This is a genomic window from Brevibacillus sedimenti, from assembly GCF_020923495.1.
Lineage (GTDB): Bacteria > Bacillota > Bacilli > Brevibacillales > Brevibacillaceae > Brevibacillus > Brevibacillus aydinogluensis.
Genome location: NZ_CP064048.1, coordinates 3,134,736 through 3,152,514 on the forward strand (window position 1 = coordinate 3,134,736; position 17,779 = coordinate 3,152,514).

General features: G+C 58.1%; 21 protein-coding genes and 1 riboswitch. Of the genes, 3 read left to right on the forward strand and 18 right to left on the reverse strand.

The features are described from left to right. Positions 1-9 precede the first annotated feature (9 nt). The gene (locus IRT44_RS15370; protein WP_230076937.1) at positions 10-1,173 is read left to right on the forward strand and encodes a glycosyltransferase family 4 protein; all 1,164 of its coding nucleotides are present in this window, start codon (positions 10-12) and stop codon (positions 1,171-1,173) included. A gap of 279 nt (positions 1,174-1,452) precedes the next feature. Here the strand turns inward: IRT44_RS15370 and IRT44_RS15375 are convergent, their stop codons facing one another. From IRT44_RS15375 to IRT44_RS15455, 17 genes are all read right to left on the reverse strand, one after another. Next, entirely contained in the window at positions 1,453-2,487 is a 1,035-nt protein-coding gene (locus IRT44_RS15375; RefSeq protein WP_230076938.1) for an ABC transporter substrate-binding protein, read from the reverse strand. A gap of 15 nt (positions 2,488-2,502) precedes the next feature. After that, positions 2,503-3,282: an ABC transporter permease gene (locus tag IRT44_RS15380; RefSeq protein WP_171564813.1), complete on the reverse strand. Its 780-nt coding sequence runs from the start codon at positions 3,280-3,282 to the stop codon at positions 2,503-2,505. Next, positions 3,282-4,058 carry an ABC transporter ATP-binding protein gene (locus IRT44_RS15385; RefSeq protein WP_171564812.1) on the reverse strand — a complete coding sequence of 259 codons (777 nt, stop codon included), beginning with the start codon at positions 4,056-4,058 and terminating at the stop codon, positions 3,282-3,284. Before IRT44_RS15385 ends, IRT44_RS15380 begins: the two co-directional genes overlap by 1 nt. Then, the gene (gene tenA / locus IRT44_RS15390; protein WP_171564811.1) at positions 4,043-4,723 is read right to left on the reverse strand and encodes a thiaminase II; all 681 of its coding nucleotides are present in this window, start codon (positions 4,721-4,723) and stop codon (positions 4,043-4,045) included. Before tenA ends, IRT44_RS15385 begins: the two co-directional genes overlap by 16 nt. Before the next feature lie 8 nt (positions 4,724-4,731). Then, a complete protein-coding gene (locus tag IRT44_RS15395) occupies positions 4,732-6,000 on the reverse strand; it encodes an acetylornithine deacetylase (RefSeq protein ID WP_371808872.1) in 1,269 nt (422 codons plus the stop codon). Between the two features lies 1 nt (position 6,001). Further along, positions 6,002-6,772, reverse strand: a complete 771-nt coding sequence (locus IRT44_RS15400; RefSeq protein ID WP_171564809.1) for a thiazole synthase — start codon at positions 6,770-6,772, stop codon at positions 6,002-6,004. A 4-nt stretch (positions 6,773-6,776) separates the two neighbouring features. Next, positions 6,777-6,980, reverse strand: coding sequence for a sulfur carrier protein ThiS (gene thiS / locus IRT44_RS15405; RefSeq protein WP_171564808.1), 204 nt, complete (start codon positions 6,978-6,980; stop codon positions 6,777-6,779). A gap of 232 nt (positions 6,981-7,212) precedes the next feature. Continuing rightward, positions 7,213-7,323: riboswitch (TPP riboswitch) on the reverse strand. Positions 7,324-7,368: 45 nt separating this feature from the next. Next, positions 7,369-7,749: a kinase-associated lipoprotein KapB gene (locus IRT44_RS15410; RefSeq protein ID WP_171564807.1), complete on the reverse strand. Its 381-nt coding sequence runs from the start codon at positions 7,747-7,749 to the stop codon at positions 7,369-7,371. 36 nt (positions 7,750-7,785) lie between these two features. Next, a complete protein-coding gene (locus IRT44_RS15415) occupies positions 7,786-8,997 on the reverse strand; it encodes an alanyl-tRNA editing protein (RefSeq protein WP_230076939.1) in 1,212 nt (403 codons plus the stop codon). A 100-nt stretch (positions 8,998-9,097) separates the two neighbouring features. Further along, the gene (locus IRT44_RS15420; protein ID WP_171564805.1) at positions 9,098-9,325 is read right to left on the reverse strand and encodes a 50S ribosomal protein L7ae; all 228 of its coding nucleotides are present in this window, start codon (positions 9,323-9,325) and stop codon (positions 9,098-9,100) included. A 104-nt stretch (positions 9,326-9,429) separates the two neighbouring features. After that, the gene (locus tag IRT44_RS15425; RefSeq protein ID WP_171564804.1) at positions 9,430-10,713 is read right to left on the reverse strand and encodes a glycoside hydrolase family 18 protein; all 1,284 of its coding nucleotides are present in this window, start codon (positions 10,711-10,713) and stop codon (positions 9,430-9,432) included. A 168-nt stretch (positions 10,714-10,881) separates the two neighbouring features. Then, positions 10,882-11,256, reverse strand: a complete 375-nt coding sequence (locus IRT44_RS15430) for a DUF779 domain-containing protein (RefSeq protein ID WP_230076940.1) — start codon at positions 11,254-11,256, stop codon at positions 10,882-10,884. A gap of 33 nt (positions 11,257-11,289) precedes the next feature. After that, entirely contained in the window at positions 11,290-12,810 is a 1,521-nt protein-coding gene (adh, locus tag IRT44_RS15435) for an aldehyde dehydrogenase (protein WP_171564802.1), read from the reverse strand. A gap of 223 nt (positions 12,811-13,033) precedes the next feature. Then, positions 13,034-13,546: an ACT domain-containing protein gene (locus IRT44_RS15440; RefSeq protein ID WP_212132044.1), complete on the reverse strand. Its 513-nt coding sequence runs from the start codon at positions 13,544-13,546 to the stop codon at positions 13,034-13,036. 45 nt (positions 13,547-13,591) lie between these two features. Then, positions 13,592-13,918 carry a hypothetical protein gene (locus IRT44_RS15445; RefSeq protein WP_171564801.1) on the reverse strand — a complete coding sequence of 109 codons (327 nt, stop codon included), beginning with the start codon at positions 13,916-13,918 and terminating at the stop codon, positions 13,592-13,594. Positions 13,919-13,939: 21 nt separating this feature from the next. Beyond that, positions 13,940-15,052 carry a tRNA 2-thiouridine(34) synthase MnmA gene (gene mnmA / locus IRT44_RS15450; RefSeq protein ID WP_212131940.1) on the reverse strand — a complete coding sequence of 371 codons (1,113 nt, stop codon included), beginning with the start codon at positions 15,050-15,052 and terminating at the stop codon, positions 13,940-13,942. A 211-nt stretch (positions 15,053-15,263) separates the two neighbouring features. Continuing rightward, the gene (locus IRT44_RS15455) at positions 15,264-15,509 is read right to left on the reverse strand and encodes a hypothetical protein (protein WP_171564799.1); all 246 of its coding nucleotides are present in this window, start codon (positions 15,507-15,509) and stop codon (positions 15,264-15,266) included. A 165-nt stretch (positions 15,510-15,674) separates the two neighbouring features. Here IRT44_RS15455 and IRT44_RS19350 point away from each other — a divergent pair, with 165 nt between their 5' ends. After that, on the forward strand, positions 15,675-15,803 hold the full coding sequence (locus tag IRT44_RS19350) for a hypothetical protein (protein WP_256379856.1): 129 nt from the start codon (positions 15,675-15,677) through the stop codon (positions 15,801-15,803). Continuing rightward, complete coding sequence (locus IRT44_RS15460) at positions 15,742-15,990, forward strand: phospholipase A2 family protein (RefSeq protein WP_230077890.1); 249 nt, start codon at positions 15,742-15,744, stop codon at positions 15,988-15,990. Before IRT44_RS19350 ends, IRT44_RS15460 begins: the two co-directional genes overlap by 62 nt. Positions 15,991-16,070: 80 nt before the next feature. On the opposite strand, the gene IRT44_RS15465 is transcribed toward IRT44_RS15460, so the two are convergent. Next, a complete protein-coding gene (locus IRT44_RS15465; RefSeq protein ID WP_230076942.1) occupies positions 16,071-17,768 on the reverse strand; it encodes a WG repeat-containing protein in 1,698 nt (565 codons plus the stop codon). Positions 17,769-17,779 lie beyond the last annotated feature (11 nt).

Here is a 17,779-nt window from a genome sequence, read left to right on the forward strand (position 1 = left end):
GGTGAAGAGGTGCGCATCCTGGTTGTTTGTCCAGAGCAACTGCCGGTCCCCCCGATCAAAGGCGGCTCCGTCGAATCCGTCACGTACAACATTTTCAAGCGCATGGCGCAAAGCGAAAAGGTCGTGCTGCTCAGCCGCAGCCATCCCCGCTTGCCGAGCGTCAGCCGGTACGTCGGCGGCAACCTTCAGGTGATCCGCGTCCCCAGCAGCAGGCCGTTCGCCTACCTGCGCGCCGCGCTGCGCAAAGTGGCGGGACAGTCGTTTGACATCATCCAGATTGAGAATCGGCCGCGATTTGTTCCGTTTGTGCGACAGGCGTTCCCCCATACGCCGATCATTCTGTCGCTCCACTCGCTTACATTCATGTCTCGCTTGACCCTGCCGCAGGCCAATGCGATCCTCCGTCAGGTGAACGGCATCACGTCCGTATCGTCGTTTGTCACCAACACGATGAAACGGCGCTATCCCGCCCACGCCCACAAATTCCGCACCGCGATTCCCGGAGTGGACGCGGTAAAATTCCGTCCGTGGCCGGCCGCGGCGAAACTGCGTCTGCGGAGACGCATGGGATTGGCCGGGAGTTTCAATGTTCTGTTCGTCGGACGAATCGTCAGAGGCAAGGGACTGCATACCCTGATCCGCTCCGTCGCTCAGTTGAAACGGCGCATACCCAACATCCGCCTGGTGGCTGTCGGCGCCTCCTGGCCAGGCGTGAGGCGGCAGACGCCATACATGCGGTACGTTCGCAATCTGTCCAAGCGCCTGCGCGTCCCTGTCCGCTTCACGGGCTACGTGCCGCCTTCCCGGGTGCACCAGATGTTCCAGCTCGGAGATGTCTTTGTCTGCCCCACCCTGTTTCGCGAAGGCCTGGCCACCGTCAACACCGAAGCGATGGCATCCGGCATCCCCGTTGTGGCTTCCAATCGCGGCGGGATACGGGAAGTTGTCATACACGGACACAGCGGCCTGCTGGTCAACCAGGCCAACAGCCCGGCCGCTTTTGCCCGCGCCATCGCCCGCATTCGCAACAATCCGGCACTGCGCAGACGGCTGATTGCCAACGGCAGGGCGAGGGTCCGCTCCTCTTTCAACTGGTACGGTACAGTCCGCCGACTAAAAGCGCATTACCAGGATGTCCGTTCAGCAGCCTCGTCGTCCAAAAAAAGCCACTGACCGGCGTCAGTGGCTTCATTGTTGTTCCCGTTTATTCAAAACATGATCATGTACATGTAAATGGCGACGGACAGCGTACAAATCAACACACTGCCGACAAACGTCCAGATAATCAGCTTATTGTAGCGATCTTCGCGATTGTCGTTCATCAAAACGTCTCCTTGTCCTGATTTCCCCTTTCCATTATAAGACCATTGTCAGCAAAAAGGAAAGGGGGTGTGCAGGATAAAAGCAAGCCCAAACGCGTGTTGAACGTTTGGGCTTGTTCGTTATCTTCAACTACTTCAACAGATTGCGCATGACGTCGTCCACCTTGACGTCGTTTGTGATCAGCTTCTCTTGTTTCATCCAGTCGATCAGCTTCTGATAGGATTCGGCCGTCTGGGTGCCGAACGGCTGGTCGCCCGCGTCCATCAGCGGCAGCAAGATGTCCAGGCTCTTTGTTTCCACATCTTGATCCAGCGGGAACTCTTTGGCCTGTTTGTCCAAGAGGAGCTGGAGCGCTTCCGCCTTGTGGTTCTTCACGTATTCCTGTCCTTTGGCAGCCGCCCGCAGGAACGCCTCCAGCGCCTGCTGCTTTTTGCCCAAGGTCTCGTCGCTGGTGGCTATAACCAGCTCATAGTAGGAAGGAACGCCGTAGTCGCTGGGCTTGATAACGTTGACGGGCACGCCATTTTTCTCCAGGATCAACTGTTCGTGGTTGATATAGCCGCCCACTACCGCATCCACTTGTTTCGCTGTGAGCGCCGGGATGATGTCAAAGCCGATGTTGGTAAAACTGAGCTTGGAATCGTCCGCGCCCGTATGCTTCAGCACAGTGCGGACGATCGACTCGTCCAGCGGAATGGACGGATAGCCAATGTTTTTGCCAACCAGCTTTTCCGGCGTGTCCAAACCGCTGTCCTTGCGCGTCATGATCACGTTCAGCGGCTCGCGCACGAGCGCCGCGATGGAGACGACCGGAATGTCTTCGGAACGAGCCTGCACCACCTGCGGCTGGTAGCTGATGGCCAAGTCCACCTTGCCGACCGCCACCATTTTCAGCGGGTCGTTGGTGTCCGATGGCATTTGCAGGTGGACGTTCAGGTTTTCCTCACGAAAATAACCCTGTTCTTCTGCCGCGTAGAGGAACGAGTGCACGGCGTTTGGATACCAGTCGAGCGCGATGGTCAGTTCGGTCGGCTCGCCTGTGCCCGCCGCCGGCTGATTGGCTTGCGGTGCCGTCTCGCTTCCTGTCGGGCTGCCGCACGCCGCCAGCCCGGCCGCCAGCGACAAGCTCATCAATGTCTTGGCCCATCTGGAATAACGTTTCATGGCTCAATATTCTCCTTACTGTGTTTTCATCTGTTTCCGTGTGTTTGTGCGCGCATGTGGTGCAAACCGCCGTTCAATCGTGCCGGCCAGCCAGAAGAGCAGCATGCCGAGCGCAGAGAGCAGCAGCACGGAGGCAAACAGGGCGGGTGCCTGAAAATTGCCCGATGCGCGCCGGCCGAAATAGCCCAATCCCTCGCTCGCGCCCAGCCACTCGCCGATGGTCGCCCCTCCTACGCTGTACGTGGCCGCTACCTTCAGACCGCTGAAAAAATGCGGCAGGCTGGCCGGAAGCTGCAGTTTGGAAAAAATCTGCCAGCGCGACGCCCCCATCGTCCTCAGCAGGTTGACCATCTCCGGGTCGGCCGCGCGCAGACCATCATAGGTGCTGACGACGATGGGAAAAAACGTGAACAGGATCGTCACAGCGATTTTTCCCGACAGTTCGTAGCCAAACCAGAGGATGAAGACAGGCGACAGGGCGATGATGGGAATCGTCTGTGAAATCACAATATAGGGATAGACCAGCCGTTCCACCGGGCGGCTGAGATTCATCATCAGGGCGAGCGCAATGCCGAACACGATCGACGCCGACAACCCCAACAGCACTTCCCGCAGCGTTGCCCACAGGTGCAGGCCGAACAGCTGCTCGCGCAAATCCCATACGGCCAGCAGCACGGCACTTGGCGGCGGAAGGATAAACGGCGGGATGGCAAACAGGCGGCAGACCGCTTCCCAGCCGGCCAAGAGCAGCACGAACGAGAGGCCAAACCAGATACCCTGGTGAACCGTCTTCATCACGCATACCTCCCGACCGGCTGTGCCGTGGCCGATTGCCGCAACAGCTCCCAAATCTGCCCGCGCAGCGCCTGAAACGCCGGATGACTGCGGCTCGCCAGCGAGCGCGGCCGCGGCACCGGGACGTCCAGTTCCACCGGACTGCTGATCGGGCTGCCAAGCAGCACGACGATTCGGTCCGCCAGCAGGATCGCCTCGTCGATGTCGTGGGTGATCAACAACATCGTGCAACCCGTCTGCTGCCACATCGTAAGCAGCCACTCCTGCATCTCCATCCGGGTGATGCCGTCCAAAGCGCTGAACGGCTCGTCCAGGAGCAAGAGGTCGCTGCCCGTCATCAGCGCGCGCAAAAACGATACCCGCTGCCGCATGCCGCCGGAGAGCTGCGCCGGATAAGCATCCGCCCAGCCGTCCAAACCGAAGCGTGGCAGCTCCTGCCTTACCCGGGCCTGTGCCTCCCTGCGCGGCATGCCCTGAATCTCCAACGGCAGCGCGGCGTTTTCCACGACTGTCCGCCACGGCATCAGCAGATCACGCTGCGGCATATAGGCGACCTGCCCCAGCCGCCGGGCTGCCGGTTCCCCGTCCAGCCTGATCTCGCCGTGTTGCGGCTCCAGAAGGCCTGCCGCCAGCTGAAACAGCGTGCTTTTGCCAATCCCGCTCGGCCCGATCAGGCTGACCAGTTCGCCGCGTCCGACCGCAAGCTGAAATCCGTCGAGAATGGCCTTCTCCCCGTAGGAGAATCGGACGCCGGCGAAGGCTAGTTTTTCTCGCACGGCCACATTTCCCTCCGGTATGCCATATCCCAAAACAGATACTCCATGCGCGAGGTATTGAGAAAATGCTCTTCCAGACGGTTCAGCTCCCGTTCACTTTTGCCTTCCGCCAGTTGATCCATCAGTCCGATCAGCCACTGTGCATGTTGGCCGAACTCGTCGGAGCTGTAGGTGCGCACCCACTCACCGTAGAGCGGATGATCCAGTGCGCCGTCCACCTGCGCCAGTTGCTTGCCGATCTCCCAATAGCTCCACGTGCAGGGAAGAACGGCGCTGACCAGTTCGGCGAGCGTGCCTTGGTGGGCTACTTTCAGCATGTAGCTGGTGTAGGCCAGCATGACAAATGACGGCTCGGTCGCCTCCAGTTCTTCGCGGGAAATCCCGAAGCGGGCAGCGTACTGCCGGTGCAGTTCCATCTCGTAATGAAGCGTCGACTCCTGCAGGGCGGCAAATCTGGCGCTGGTGGCCAGATCGTCTGCCTTGGTACTGGCGATTGCGAACAGTTTGGCGTAGTCGATCAGGTAGACGTAATCCTGCTTCAGGTAAAACCGGAACGATTCAACCGGCAGACTGCCGTCGCCCAAGCCGGTTACGAACGGATGACGATGCGAACGCTCCCAAATCGGGGCGACGCGATTCAACAGGCGCTCTGTAAAAGTGGCCACGAGGACATTCACTCCTTTTCCGTGTTGCACCAGTCTGCGAGAAACCGGGCCATGATTTGCGCAAAGCGGACCAGTTCGTCCGGATCGATCGACTCGTCAACGGCATGGGCCTGGGACAGCTCGCCGGGTCCGAAGATCACCGCCGGAATGCCGGCGTGGGCAAACCAGCCTGCGTCCGTTACCGTTCCGGACATGTCCACCACAGGTGTACGCTGCATCACCGCCTGATAGGCCTGCTTCAGTCTGGACAGCGCCGGATGGTTTTGATCCAGTTCCAGCGAGGGGAAAATCTCGCCCCGCTCTTCGATCATCGACCGTCCTCCCCACCGGAATGTGGGCGGGTGGTCCCGCAGCCACGGGTCAGCCGCAGCCGCCGCCTGCACATGGGCTTCGATTTCTTGAATGATCGCTTCATGCGATTCGTTGGGGTAAAAATGGACGGTGATCCACAGCGCGCAGCGGTCGGCGATAAATGCCGCATGCCGACCGCCCTCGATGACCGCGGGGTTGATCGTGTTGCTGCCCGGCGAAAATCCCGGGTACGACTTCATCACTGCCCAGTGGCGTTCCAGCTCCTGCAGCGAGGCGATGATCTTCATCATCTTTTCGATCGCGGAGGCACCGTGCACGCGTCCGCCGGCATGGATGGTTTTTGCCCGCATCCCGTCGTGCAGGGTGACGGGGCTTTCTACCGTGATCCAGCCGGTAATCACACCGCCCTGTCCCTGCATGTGCAGGTGGCTGGTGTCCACCACGACGGCGTAGTCGGCGGAATAGCCCCGTTCGATGGCGGAGAGAGTGCCTGCTTCCCCCGCTTCTTCGCCGATCACCGATTGAAAAATCAGGTTGCCTTTCAGCTCGATTCCGTGCTCGCGCAGCATCCGGATGGCAAACAGGCTGGCTGCCAGGCCGCCTTTCATGTCGGCGACGCCGCGTCCGTACAGGCGTCCGTCCCGGCCCCGGGTAAGCGTAAACGGCGGATAGGTCCAGCCGCTGTCGTCGCCCACTTCCGCCACGTCGATATGCCCGTTGATGATCAGGCTGTGCGCCCGCTCCGGCGCAGTGCCCCGCAGGCGGCCCACCACGTTGTCATCGCCGGGAAAGACCGGCCAGCGATCTACCTCAAAGCCCAGCTCGTCCAGTTTTCGGGCGATCAGGCTCTGCGCGCCGCCGCTGTTGCGGGCAGGCGGGCTGACCGTGGGATGAGCGACGAGTTCGGCCAGCAGGGCAAACAACTCTTCTCTCCGCTCGGCTATAGCTGCCGTGACGCGTTCCACGTTATTCAATCATCCCTTCTGTCGGACTGCTGGCCGAGGCGTAACGCTTTTTCGGGATGCGCCCGGCGAGGAAACCCTTGCGCCCCGCCTCCACGGCCAATTTCATCGCTTCGGCCATCAGCACCGGGTTGTCTGCCAGCGCCACGGCTGTGTTCAGCAGGACGCCGTCTGCCCCCAACTCCATCGCCTTGGCGCAGTCGGCCGGAGACCCGATGCCCGCGTCCACGATAACCGGCACCTTGGCGTCTTCGATGATGAAGCGCAGGTTGTGCTCATTGAGAATCCCTTGGCCGGAACCGATCGGCGACGCTCCCGGCATGACTGCGTGCACACCCACTTCCTGCAACCGTTTGGCGAGAATCGGGTCATCGTTGGTGTAGGTCAATACGATGAAGCCTTCTTGCACCAGGATGCGGGATGCCTCCAAGGTGCCGATCGGATCAGGCAGAAGCGTCTTGGGATCGCCGATCACTTCCACCTTGATCATGTCGCACAGCCCCGACGCCTTGGCCAGCCGGGCGATCCGCACCGCCTCCTCGGCCGTGTAAGCGCCTGCCGTGTTTGGCAGCAGGGTGAATTTTTTCAAATCCAACCGTTCCAAAAAGTTGGGCGCGTGCGGATCTTCCAAATTGAGCCGGCGCACGGCAAAGGTAAGGATCTCCGCTTCCGATACTGCCACCGCCTGGGTCTGCGTGTCCAAATCGGGAAATTTACCGGTTCCCAGCAAGAGGCGGGAATGAAACTCATACGGTCCAATTTTCAATGTATCCATCTTGTCAGCCTCCTCCGACAAAGTGAACGATTTCGATTCGATCGCCGTCTGCGACTGGCGTGGTTTCATAACGGGCGCGGTCGACAATCTCGCCGTTGCGCTCCACGACCACGATCTTTTCCTGCAGTTGGTAGGACATTAGCAGGGCTCTGACAGTATTAACCTCGTCGTCCAGCTCCACGCGTTTGCCGTTCAACTGTACCAGCATGGTCCCCCTCCTTTCGTCAGCGCCGCCGGGAATGGCCGGCCGCTTGTCGTCTTCCAGCCGATAAAAAAACAGCTTCCCTGACTGACCGAAGTCCAGACAGAAGAAGCCGTTTGCACCGATGTCGGGCGGACGGCAAACAAAAAAACCATCCGCCACGGATGGTTTTGGTTATGCATGTGCAGTGATCGCACTTCGGTCCGCGTGTCGCGGCACGAAATCACGACAGTGCGTTAATGCAGCCGATACCTCTTCCTCCGCTGGCATGACCCAGGTCAGGTTCAACGGTCAGTAACACATTCGTTACAATCTCAGCCGACTATGCTCGGCCCCCGTTTGGTATTGCGCTATGCAGTTTTGCTTGCTCGACTACTACAGTAGCACGCTGCCCTTAGTTTGTAAAGGTCTCCTTGCGCAGTGCCTCCAACTCGTCGAGACAGCGCTGGGCCCACGTGACCATTTTGCGCAGTTTGTCCATCTCCCGCTCCAAAGCGGTCTGAACCGATTCCTTGTAGTCGGGCACCGCTCCACCGTAACGGATCACGGTCTGACTGGGCACCATGATCTTTTCCTGATAAGACAGCGCGGGACGCTGATGAAACAGCGGCACATCCACCTCGTATGGGTTGTGCAGGTCGCCCTGCGTCGGGTATTTCAATACCGCAAGCACCTTGACCAGCAGTTTGTCCCCGTGATTTTCCAACACTTCCGTCACGTATTCGCCCGTTCTGTAGGAGACGCGTACCAAATCTCCCGTTTGCCACAGCGACATGTCTATCTCTCCTTTCTTGAAAAAGCGTCAGTCCTGTTATACCCTGATCGATTCTTCCAGCAGCCGGCAGGCGTGTGCCAGCACCGCTTCCGCAGGAAGAATCGGCGCGCCCCCTCCCTGGGCCAGCGCAGGATTGCCGCCTCCTTTGCCGTCGATCAAGGGCAGCGTATCCTTGAGCAACTGGTTCATCGGCAGCGCCACCTGCTCGCCGCGAGCGAACAGAATCTGCAGCTTGTCTCCCTCGGCCGCGAACAGACAGACCGCGTCCGCTGCCTGTGCCGTTACCAGTTTGGCGAGCTGCTGCAGCTGCTGCATGCTCCGGCCAGCCCACACGGCCTTCACCAGCCGTACGTCAGACAGCGGTACCGCCTGCGCCAGCAGAGACTGCGCTTCTCCTTCGAGCAATTGTGTTTCTTTTTCCTCCAGCGCCGCTTTCAGCTGCTCCCGTTCTGTCACCAGCCGCTGTACCTGCTCGGCCAACTCCGGCTCGCCGGCACTCAGCGTGCGGGTCAACTCACGCAGCAGCAGATGCTTGCGGGAATAGTCGGCGAGAGCCCGCCAGCCGCAGAGGAACGTGACCCGGATGTTGCCGCGGTGCCGCTCCCACCCGATGATTTTAATCGGCCCCACTTCGCCGGTCCGAGCCGGATGGGTGCCGCCGCAGGGGTTGTAGTCAAAGTCCGGGATAATTACCACACGAATGTTTTCGCTGACGGTTGGCTGTTTGCAAAGAGGCATGAGGGCCAGTTCAGCGTCCGTGACAAACCGTGCCTCGATGGGCCGGTTTTCCAGCACGATGCGGTTGGCCAGGGCTTCTACCTGCTCCGCCTGCTGAATGGACAGCTCATCCAACCGGACATCAATGGTGACGTAATCCCTGCCGAGGTGAAAGGCGACGGTCTCTGCCCCCAGTACCTCGACAAACGACGCCGAGAGGATGTGCTGCCCGGCGTGCTGCTGCATGTGATCAAACCGCCTGGGCCAATCGATTTGGCCCGCGATCTGCTGCCGCTCCTGGGGCAGCGGAGCTTCCAAGCGGTGGCGGATGTCACCGTTCACTTCCACCACGTCGATGACGCGGATGCCGCCCAGCTCGCCCAAATCGCAGGGCTGCCCTCCCCCTGTCGGGTAAAAGGCAGTGCGGTCCAGCACCACGTACGGTGTCCCGTCGGGTTCCGTCCCCCATTTCAGCACGCTTGCTTCAAAGGTGTGCAAATACGGATCGTCATAGTACAATCGGTTGTTCATAGCCGCTCCTTACTGCCGATTTTTGTCTTCCAGCAGGTTTTATCCATTTCGCTTCACGCAAGTCTCCCCTCGTCCGGATACTGCCGTATGTACGTGTCGCTCAGCCGGCCAGTCGCGCCAGTTTTTGCTCCCGTTCTGCCCGTTCCTCCGGCGAAGCGAGATCGTATTTTTTCAACAAATGAAACAGTTCGTTCAACGTCTCCTGGGACAGCGGCGTTGCGAGCAATTCCTCAAGACGGGCTGCCAGCGCTTCGGGCAGGTAGGGCGTCTGCTCCGCCAGCTTCGCCCGCACGTCTTCCACGCTGTGATTCAGTCTGCATTCTCCCATATGCCCTCTCCTTCTTCCGTTTTGCACCATCATACCATGAGTGGCAGGCGAAGAAAAAGGCGTACGCCCCGTTCGGAGGTACGCCTTTTGTTTCTGCGTAGTCTTCACACTCGTTTGCGAACGCGAAAATTGTCTTCGATCAACAGCCAGTTTTGCGGAAACGGCAGCCCCAATTTCCAGTAGCTGACGCCGCGCAGGCCCAGTTCCTTGACCAGGTTGAACTTGGCCTGGATCGAACGGGCGTCTTCGAACCAGACGCGATGGCGGTTCTGATCGTCGTCCGTGTACTCGAAAAACGGCGCCTGCGCTTGATAATCGTACTGAATGTTGACGTTCCGCTCCCGTGCCAACGCGATTGCCGCCTGCGGGCTGAGGGAGCGAGCGGTCGTGCCGGGCTGGAAGGGCAGCCTCCAGTCGTACCCGTACAAATTCTGGCCCATCAAGATTTTGTTGGCGGGCATTTCCGTCAAGGCGTACTCCAGGACCCGGCGTACGGGACCAATGGGCGAAACCGGCATGGGCGGACCGCCGCTGTATCCCCATTCGTACGTCATGATCACGACAAAGTCGACGATTTCTCCGATTGCCCGGTAGTCGTGGGCGGGGTACCAAAGACCAGGCTGATCTGCTCTGGTCTTGGGTGCCAGGGCGGCGGAGACCATTTTTCCCACTGCGCTCGCCCGCTGGCGGGCGCGTCGCAAAAAGCGGACGTAGGCGTCCCGATCAGCAGCAGGCAGAGCTTCCAAGTCGAAGTGTATGTCGCCAAAACCAAGCCGCTGCGATGTACTGATGATGTTGTCCAGCAGCCGGTTTTGCACTGACATGTCGTTCAACACCAGGCTGCCCAGATCTGAACTGAACCGTTCCCCCTCCAAATTGGTGACCACCATCATCAGGACGTTCCGATTCTCCCGGGCAATCTGCGCAAAGTCATTTAGCGGCGGGGGCGACAGCGTGCCGTCCCGCCTGATCCGAAAGCTGAACGGCGCCAGATACGTCAGATGCGGCGCCGCTCTGCGCACGTCTGCCTCCAATGCCGGGGTCACCGTTCGCCGCGGCTCGGCATAGGCGTTAAAATCAGCCGCCGGTCGCGGGCGCGGCGGAATGAACAACCGCATCCCTACCTGCAGGGGACGGAATTGTGAAATTTGATTGGCCCGGGCCAGTTCCGCGGCACTGATGCCAAAACGCTGGCCAATGGTGTACAGCGTATCACCCTGCCTCACCCAGTAATAGCTGCCCCGGATGGGGATCACCAGCGCCTGTCCGACGACAAGCCTGCCGGGATCAGGGAGCTCATTGGCCCGCGCGATCGCTTCGACAGACGAATCGTACGCCTGGGCGATGCCTGACAGTGTCTGTCCCGGCTGCACCACATGAATTTGCATGCGCCTCCTCCTTCGCGTTTTGTCTCTCTCTTCCATGTATTCAATGCGAGGCAGATAGGTGTTTGTCTCGCCCAAACGCTCACACGTTTGCCGCAAAAAAAGCATCCCGAAGATGATCCTCCGGGATGCTTTGTTACTTGCTTCGGAAGTTTACCGCGCCGCCGCTTGTCACAGCTCGCCAGATTCTTTTAACGTGCGGATCTCCTCGTCGGTAAACACCCGCGAGCGGGTGAGAAAGCGGACGCCCTCCGGCCCTTCCAGGGAGAACATGCCCCCTCTCCCCGGCACCACGTCGATGATGAGCTGCGTGTGCTTCCAATATTCGTACTGGGCGGCGCTCATGTAAAACGGCGTCTCGCCGATATCGCCCAACAGCACGTCGTTTTCCCCGATGAGAAATTCTCCGCGCGGATAGCACATCGGCGAGCTGCCATCGCAGCAACCGCCCGACTGGTGGAACAACAGCGGTCCGTACCTCTCCTTCAGCCGCTCGATCAACCGCAGCGCCGCTTCTGTTGCCAGCACTTTCGGCACTGTGCCCATGCGCTTCCTCCTTTTACAGGGGCTTTGTCTCGCTCAGAACAATCCGAGCGCATCCGGGCTGTAGCTGACCAACAGGTTTTTCGTCTGCTGATAGTGCTCAAGCATCATCTTGTGCGTCTCGCGGCCAATGCCGGATACCTTGTACCCGCCAAACGCGGCATGCGCTGGATAGGCGTGGTAGCAGTTGGTCCAGACGCGGCCGGCCTGGATCTCGCGCCCCATCCGGTACGCCAGATTCACGTCGCGGGTCCAAACGCCTGCCCCCAGCCCGTACAGCGTGTCGTTGGCCAGTTCCAGCGCTTCCTCCTGGTTCCGGAAGGTGGCCACGGAGACGACCGGGCCGAAGATCTCTTCCTGGAAAATGCGCATCTTGTTATGCCCTTTGAACACGGTCGGCTTGACGTAGTACCCGTCTTTCAGCTCGCCGGGAAGGATGTTCCGCTCGCCGCCGATCAGGCACTGAGCCCCTTCCTGTCTGCCGATGTCGAGGTAGGAGAGAATTTTTTCCAATTGTTCCGCCGACGCCTGCGCACCGATCATCGTCTCTGTGTCGAGCGGGTTGCCCTGCTTGATCGCCGCAACGCGGGCCAGCGCTTTTTCCATGAACCGGTCGTATATCGACTCCTGGATAAAGGCGCGTGACGGGCACGTGCAGACCTCGCCCTGATTGAGCGCAAACATGACGAATCCTTCCACCGCTTTGTTGAAAAACGCGTCATCCTTGGCGCAGACGTCCTCAAAGAAGATGTTTGGCGACTTGCCGCCCAACTCCAGCGTCACCGGGATGATGTTTTGCGACGCGTACTGCATGATCAGGCGGCCGGTCGTCGTCTCCCCTGTAAAGGCAATTTTGGCGATCCGGTTGCTGGTGGCCAACGGTTTGCCGGCTTCCAGTCCAAAGCCGTTGACCACATTGACGACACCGGGCGGAATGAGGTCCTGCACCAGTTCGAGGAAGACCAGAACGGACGCGGGCGTCTGTTCGGCCGGCTTCAACACGACGCAGTTGCCTGCGGCGAGTGCCGGAGCCAGTTTCCATACGGCCATCAGCAGCGGAAAGTTCCACGGGATGATTTGACCGACGACGCCGAGCGGCTCGTGGAAATGGTAGGCCACCGTGTGCTCGTCGATTTGGCTGATGCTTCCTTCCTGGGCCCGGATGCAGCCGGCAAAGTAGCGGAAATGATCGATCGCCAGCGGCAGATCGGCTGCCAGCGCCTCGCGAATCGGCTTGCCGTTGTCCCACGTTTCCGCTACGGCCAGCATTTCCAGATTGGCTTCCATGCGGTCGGCGATTTTGTTCAAGAGGGCCGCCCGCTCTGCCGGTGATGTGCGTCCCCACGCTGCTTTTGCCTCATGAGCCGCATCCAGCGCCAATTCAATATCGTCCGCCGTGGAGCGCGGCACTTCGCAAAATGCCCGTCCCGTTATGGGCGTGACATTTTCAAAGTACTCCCCTTTTACCGGCGGAACCCATTTCCCTCCGATAAAATTTTCGTACCGCTTTTTGAACGAAACCTTTGCCCCTGGTTGTCCCGGCTGCGCGTAGATCATCGATGGCCACTCCTCCTCTTACATTTTCATGTTCATCCCTTTTATACATATGAGGGGAGCGGACAAATCAGAAGCGTTTCTCCCAGCCCGGGTCTCGCACAATTTAGAGGGCGGCCCGATTTTGGCCACCAGACCGAATACAGCCCCGTCCCGCTCATCCATCTGCTGATGTACAAATGATGTACAAAAAACAGCCGCCCGCGGTTGCGGACGGCCGTGTGCTTCATTGGAGGGAAATCACGCGGGTGATCTGCGGCAGTTTCTCAATGGCGGTGACCACGTCAGGCGTAATGGCTTCGTCGGTAACGGACACGAGCAGCGCGTTTTTCCCTTTTTGCTCTCGGGAGACATTCAATTTGGAGATGTTGATTTGATTGTCGGCTAATATGCGGGACACGTCGTAAATCACGCCGGGATAATCATTGTGATAGACGAGCAGTCCGTGCGATTGCGGCGGAATCCGGCATGGACAGTAATTGATCTCGGCAATGTACACCTCCCGCCAGTCCTGGGCGATCGTGTACTTGTTGCCCCCTACCCGGACAACAGCCAGGTGGTTGGCGTACTCCCCCGAACTGGTCTGTACCGGTACGTCGGCACCCAGTCCTTCCACCAACGCCTTGGCAATGGCATCGCGTTGCTCGTATGCCAGGATCGTCAGCGACGCTCCCGCCAGATTTGGCTCCAGCCTGCGAATCAGGCTTGCCAGGTCGCGCAGTTGTTCCGCATTGATCATGTTCATGCACTCACATCCCCTGTCATCTCTTTGTTTTCTCGGGTGTTACCTGGGGAGAATCCACGCTTCTTCCTCTTTGATGATCGAGGAATGATTGATCGAGCGGTACCACGCCGTCAAGGTGTTGCCGTCCTTTTCGTACGTGATTTTGTAGATCGTGTTTCCTTTTCCGCTCTTCTCAAACGGGCTCTCATCCACAGGGACGACGGTAATGGCTGTCACCTTTCCCCCTTGGCTGGCGATCTTTTCGTGAATCATCGACACGTGCTCCTGACTTGTGGTGTACAAGCCCATGTAGGCCAGTCCCCCGATGAGTATCGCTCCCAGCAAAAACGAAACGATGATCAGCTTTGATTTCTGTGTCGCTTCCACGTTCCGATTCTCCCATCCGCGTTAATTCTCTGCATCCAGCCGCGTTACCTGGTCGATGATTCCGCCGCCGAGGCACTCCTCCCCGTTGTAGAAGACAACGGCTTGTCCCGGCGTAACCGCTTTTTGCGGCTGATCAAAGACGACCTCCACGGTGTTGCCTTCGCGAAGATGCACCGTCACGCCTTGATCCGGTTGTCGGTAGCGAAACTTGGCTGTACAGGTAAAGGAAGACTCCGGCTCCTTGCCGCTGATCCAGTTCACGTCAGTAGCGATCAGACTGGTAGAGTAAAGGCGGGGATGGCCGGCCCCTTCGGCGACAATCAGCACGTTGCGCTCCAAATCCTTGTCAACCACAAACCACGGTTGGCCGGTCTTTCCGTGTCCGCCGCCGATACCCAGCCCCTGCCGCTGTCCCAGGGTGTAATACATCAAGCCATCGTGGCGGCCGATCACTTCGCCGTCCACCGTTTCGATGTTCCCCGGTTTGGCGGGCAGATAGTTTTGCAGAAACTCGCGGAAATTGCGCTCCCCGATGAAACAGATCCCGGTGCTGTCCTTCTTCTTGGCGGTGGCCAGCCCCGCTTTTTCCGCGATCTCCCGCACTTGCGGCTTGGTCAGGGAACCGAGCGGGAACATCGTTTTGGACAATTGGTGCTGATTCAGGGCGTTGAGAAAGTAGGACTGATCCTTGTTGGTGTCAACACCGCGCAGCAGCCGATACGCTCCGTCCCGGTACTCTACCCGGGCATAGTGGCCGGTCGCAATGTAATCGGCGCCGAGGTCCATCACCTTGTCGAGCAGTTCGCCAAACTTGATTTCCCGGTTGCACATGACATCCGGGTTGGGCGTGCGTCCCCGTTTATATTCATCCAAAAAATACTGGAAGACTTTCTCCATGTATTCTTTTTCAAAGTTAACCGTGTAGTACGGGATGCCTATTTGTTCGCAGACGCGCCGGACGTCCTGGAAGTCTTCTTCCGCCGTGCAGTGGCCAAATTCATCGGTATCATCCCAGTTTTTCATAAAGATGCCGATGACGTCGTATCCCTGTTGTTTCAGCAGGTAAGCCGTCACGGAGGAGTCGACCCCACCGGACATGCCGACGACGACGCGCGTGTCTTCTGGTCGCTTCATGGTCTTTCTCCTCTTTTCACTAAGGTTCCTTATCAGCATACCACGTTTTCAGCGACAATTCATGTGTAGAAACAAAGCGAAGTGCGAATGGTTGACTGCACCTTTCTATTTTGTGTTTGAGGCGGAAAACGTTTCGTACTGTGTACAACGCAAAGACAGATGGGGACGCTCTTCCCGGCGGGTGTTCCACTTCCTTTGCCTTGTCTGCGGGTTACCGGTTTTTAAGCGTTCGTTCAATGTGGCGAATCGCCTTCCAATAGGCTGCTTCGTCCAGTCGCCCCTGCTCACGCTGCCACTCGATGTAATTGCGCAGGGAGAGGAGGTCGATCCAGGCCTCCTTGGACTGCGGGTTGTCTCCCGGCACCTCGCCGGTAATTTCGCCTTCCCGCACCAGCTTGGCCATTTTTGTGGGATGGATGCCGATTTGATAGGCGATCTGGTATAATGCCGTCTTCATTGAATTCTCTCCTTCGTCAAACGCTTCGGCCCTGTACAGGGAAGCTGGCTTGTCCTCTTCATTCTGCCAGTCTTGACGCCGGCTGCCAATCCCTGAACTGTCAATGGTGAAAAAGCAGCGTCAGTCGATCAGATAAGCGTACAATCACTTTTGGCGAAACCCGATATGGTAGTAGTAACTCTTTCCATGGCGGTGATGCGAAGTGCCAATCCGCAAGCGGCGTTTTGGATCAATTCCCTGTTTTTACGGAAACTGGTGCGGTCCCGGCTGTTCTGGGCCAAATCCGCCCATTGACGAAATAGACTGGTGCTGCATGATGCACGACAAGTGTTACCAAAAACGCGGCTATTTTGCGTGCAGCTGCGACAGAAAAATGGTGAAATGCCTGAAGCGGTGCATTGATCACAAGACGGAGAACGGGCGAATCGCCTATCTCATGTATCTGTATTTTTGCAAAAGCATCTGCGATCCCAAGCGCTAAGCGATCAACCGCCTGGGATCGTTATCTGGTCATGAAGTCATTCGCCCCTCACTTCATTGGATCAGGTCAGTTCCAGCCACTTATTTCATTACGTAGTTTCCTTTTTTATCAATATAGATTTGATCGTTCGACCCGTCCGGCGTCACCAGCGCCAAACCGTCTTGAAAACTGCGTGCATGGGAAAATTGCGGCGAAATCACCCATGTTCCGGTTTTGTCGATAAATCCGTCTTTCCCCTTGACGCGGACGCGCGCCAGCCCCTCGGAGAATGACTCTGCTTCATCAAACTGCGCCGGGATCACCATTTTTCCGGTCTTGTCAATATAACCGAATCGGTATCCGATCCTGACCATTGCCAGGCCGTCAGAAAAATCCGTGGCATAGTCACCTGTTTGATTGCGGGTGTCAAACGTCGGTGAAATGATGGTCTTTCCTGTTTTGTCGATATACCCGTACTTCCCGTTGATCATAACCCGGGCCAATCCTTCATGAAAGTCAAACAACCGCGGCTTGCCGCTGTAATTGTAATTGAGCCCCTCCACTGAAAATTGCGGCTTGATGACGTAGGCACCGTTTTTGCCGATATAGCCGTACCGACCGTTTCGCGCTACCGCGGCCAGGCCTTCGTGAAAGTCGTTGGCGATGTCAAATTGCGGTTTGACGACCACCTTTCCGTTTTGGTCGATATACCCCCACAGGTTGCCGACCCGCACGGCGGCAAGTCCTTCCTGAAACGGCATGACCTCGTCATACGCTGCCGAGACAACCTTGCCGCTTTTGGTGATGAAGGCGTACTTGTTCCCTTGTGCAATGACAGCAAGCCCCTCTTGAAAATCGACGCCTCTGTCATACTCGTAGGCAGACCCCAGCGGATAGACAGGGTTGATGGCCCACTTCCCTTGTTTATTGATGTACCCGTACTTGTAACCGACCCGCGCGGCAGCCAGTCCCTCACTGAAATCTTTCACATCATCAAACTGCAGGGGAATCGCCAATTCGCCATTGGCTCCGACAAATCCCCATTTGCCGTTGAAGTATACCGCCCCCAATCCATCCCGAAACGGTCTGGCATTGCTAAACTGCGGATCGACCAGGACACGACCCGCAGCATCCATGTATCCCCATTTGCCGTTTTGGTTAAACGGGTACAATTTCTCACTCGGCGGAATGAGCGGAGTGGACGGCTGATCGGGCGCCGGCTTGGCCATGACGATGGATTTGTCCGCCAGATTCTTGATGAATTGAACCGCTTCTGTCCGGGTGAGATACGATTCCTTGGCAAAGCCGGTCAAGCTGGCTGTTTCCCCCCGCCCTTTGACCAGCCCTTGGTTGTACAAATACTGGATCGCGTTGTTCGTGTCGTAACGGAAGCCCTGCGAGGCAGCTATCAGTTTGGCTACACTGCCCCGTTTGATCGGACGATCCGACTGAGCACGGGACACCGGCCAATGATACGCTTCGGCCTGACGATAATAAACGTCAGCCCAGTATGTACCTGCAGGCTGAAGCGTCAGTGCGTTTCCGTGGTTAGCGTAATAACGGAGCAGCATCGCCAAAAATTCGCTTTCCTTGACGTACTGATCCGGTTTGAAGGTGCGGTCCGGGAAACCGGAAACCAAACGCTGCTCCACACCCCATCTGATCGTATCGTACCCCCAGTAGGCCGAGGTGACGTCCTGAAACGTAACGGACTCCGCCGCAGCCGTCAAACCGACGCTGCTCCACGCCAAAACGCCGGCGACTACCATCTTCAAGCAGTGTTTTCTGTACTTCTTCAAGTAACTTCTCC

What these genes read in the sequence shown, in the direction of transcription:
- mnmA (WP_212131940.1), bottom strand. Translation starts at nt 15,052, where the DNA reads ATGAAGCGACCAGAAGACACGCGCGTCGTCGTCGGCATGTCCGGTGGG.
- IRT44_RS15415 (WP_230076939.1), bottom strand. Translation starts at nt 8,997, where the DNA reads ATGAACAACCGATTGTACTATGACGATCCGTATTTGCACACCTTTGAA.
- IRT44_RS15410 (WP_171564807.1), bottom strand. Translation starts at nt 7,749, where the DNA reads ATGTCGCTGTGGCAAACGGGAGATTTGGTACGCGTCTCCTACAGAACG.
- adh (WP_171564802.1), bottom strand. Translation starts at nt 12,810, where the DNA reads ATGATCTACGCGCAGCCGGGACAACCAGGGGCAAAGGTTTCGTTCAAA.
- IRT44_RS15425 (WP_171564804.1), bottom strand. Translation starts at nt 10,713, where the DNA reads ATGCAAATTCATGTGGTGCAGCCGGGACAGACACTGTCAGGCATCGCC.
- thiS (WP_171564808.1), bottom strand. Translation starts at nt 6,980, where the DNA reads ATGCTGGTACAGTTGAACGGCAAACGCGTGGAGCTGGACGACGAGGTT.
- IRT44_RS15400 (WP_171564809.1), bottom strand. Translation starts at nt 6,772, where the DNA reads ATGGATACATTGAAAATTGGACCGTATGAGTTTCATTCCCGCCTCTTG.
- IRT44_RS15440 (WP_212132044.1), bottom strand. Translation starts at nt 13,546, where the DNA reads ATGATCAATGCGGAACAACTGCGCGACCTGGCAAGCCTGATTCGCAGG.
- IRT44_RS19350 (WP_256379856.1), top strand. Translation starts at nt 15,675, where the DNA reads ATGGTAGTAGTAACTCTTTCCATGGCGGTGATGCGAAGTGCCAATCCG.
- IRT44_RS15420 (WP_171564805.1), bottom strand. Translation starts at nt 9,325, where the DNA reads ATGGGAGAATGCAGACTGAATCACAGCGTGGAAGACGTGCGGGCGAAG.
- IRT44_RS15430 (WP_230076940.1), bottom strand. Translation starts at nt 11,256, where the DNA reads ATGGGCACAGTGCCGAAAGTGCTGGCAACAGAAGCGGCGCTGCGGTTG.
- IRT44_RS15380 (WP_171564813.1), bottom strand. Translation starts at nt 3,282, where the DNA reads ATGAAGACGGTTCACCAGGGTATCTGGTTTGGCCTCTCGTTCGTGCTG.
- IRT44_RS15455 (WP_171564799.1), bottom strand. Translation starts at nt 15,509, where the DNA reads ATGAAGACGGCATTATACCAGATCGCCTATCAAATCGGCATCCATCCC.
- IRT44_RS15375 (WP_230076938.1), bottom strand. Translation starts at nt 2,487, where the DNA reads ATGAAACGTTATTCCAGATGGGCCAAGACATTGATGAGCTTGTCGCTG.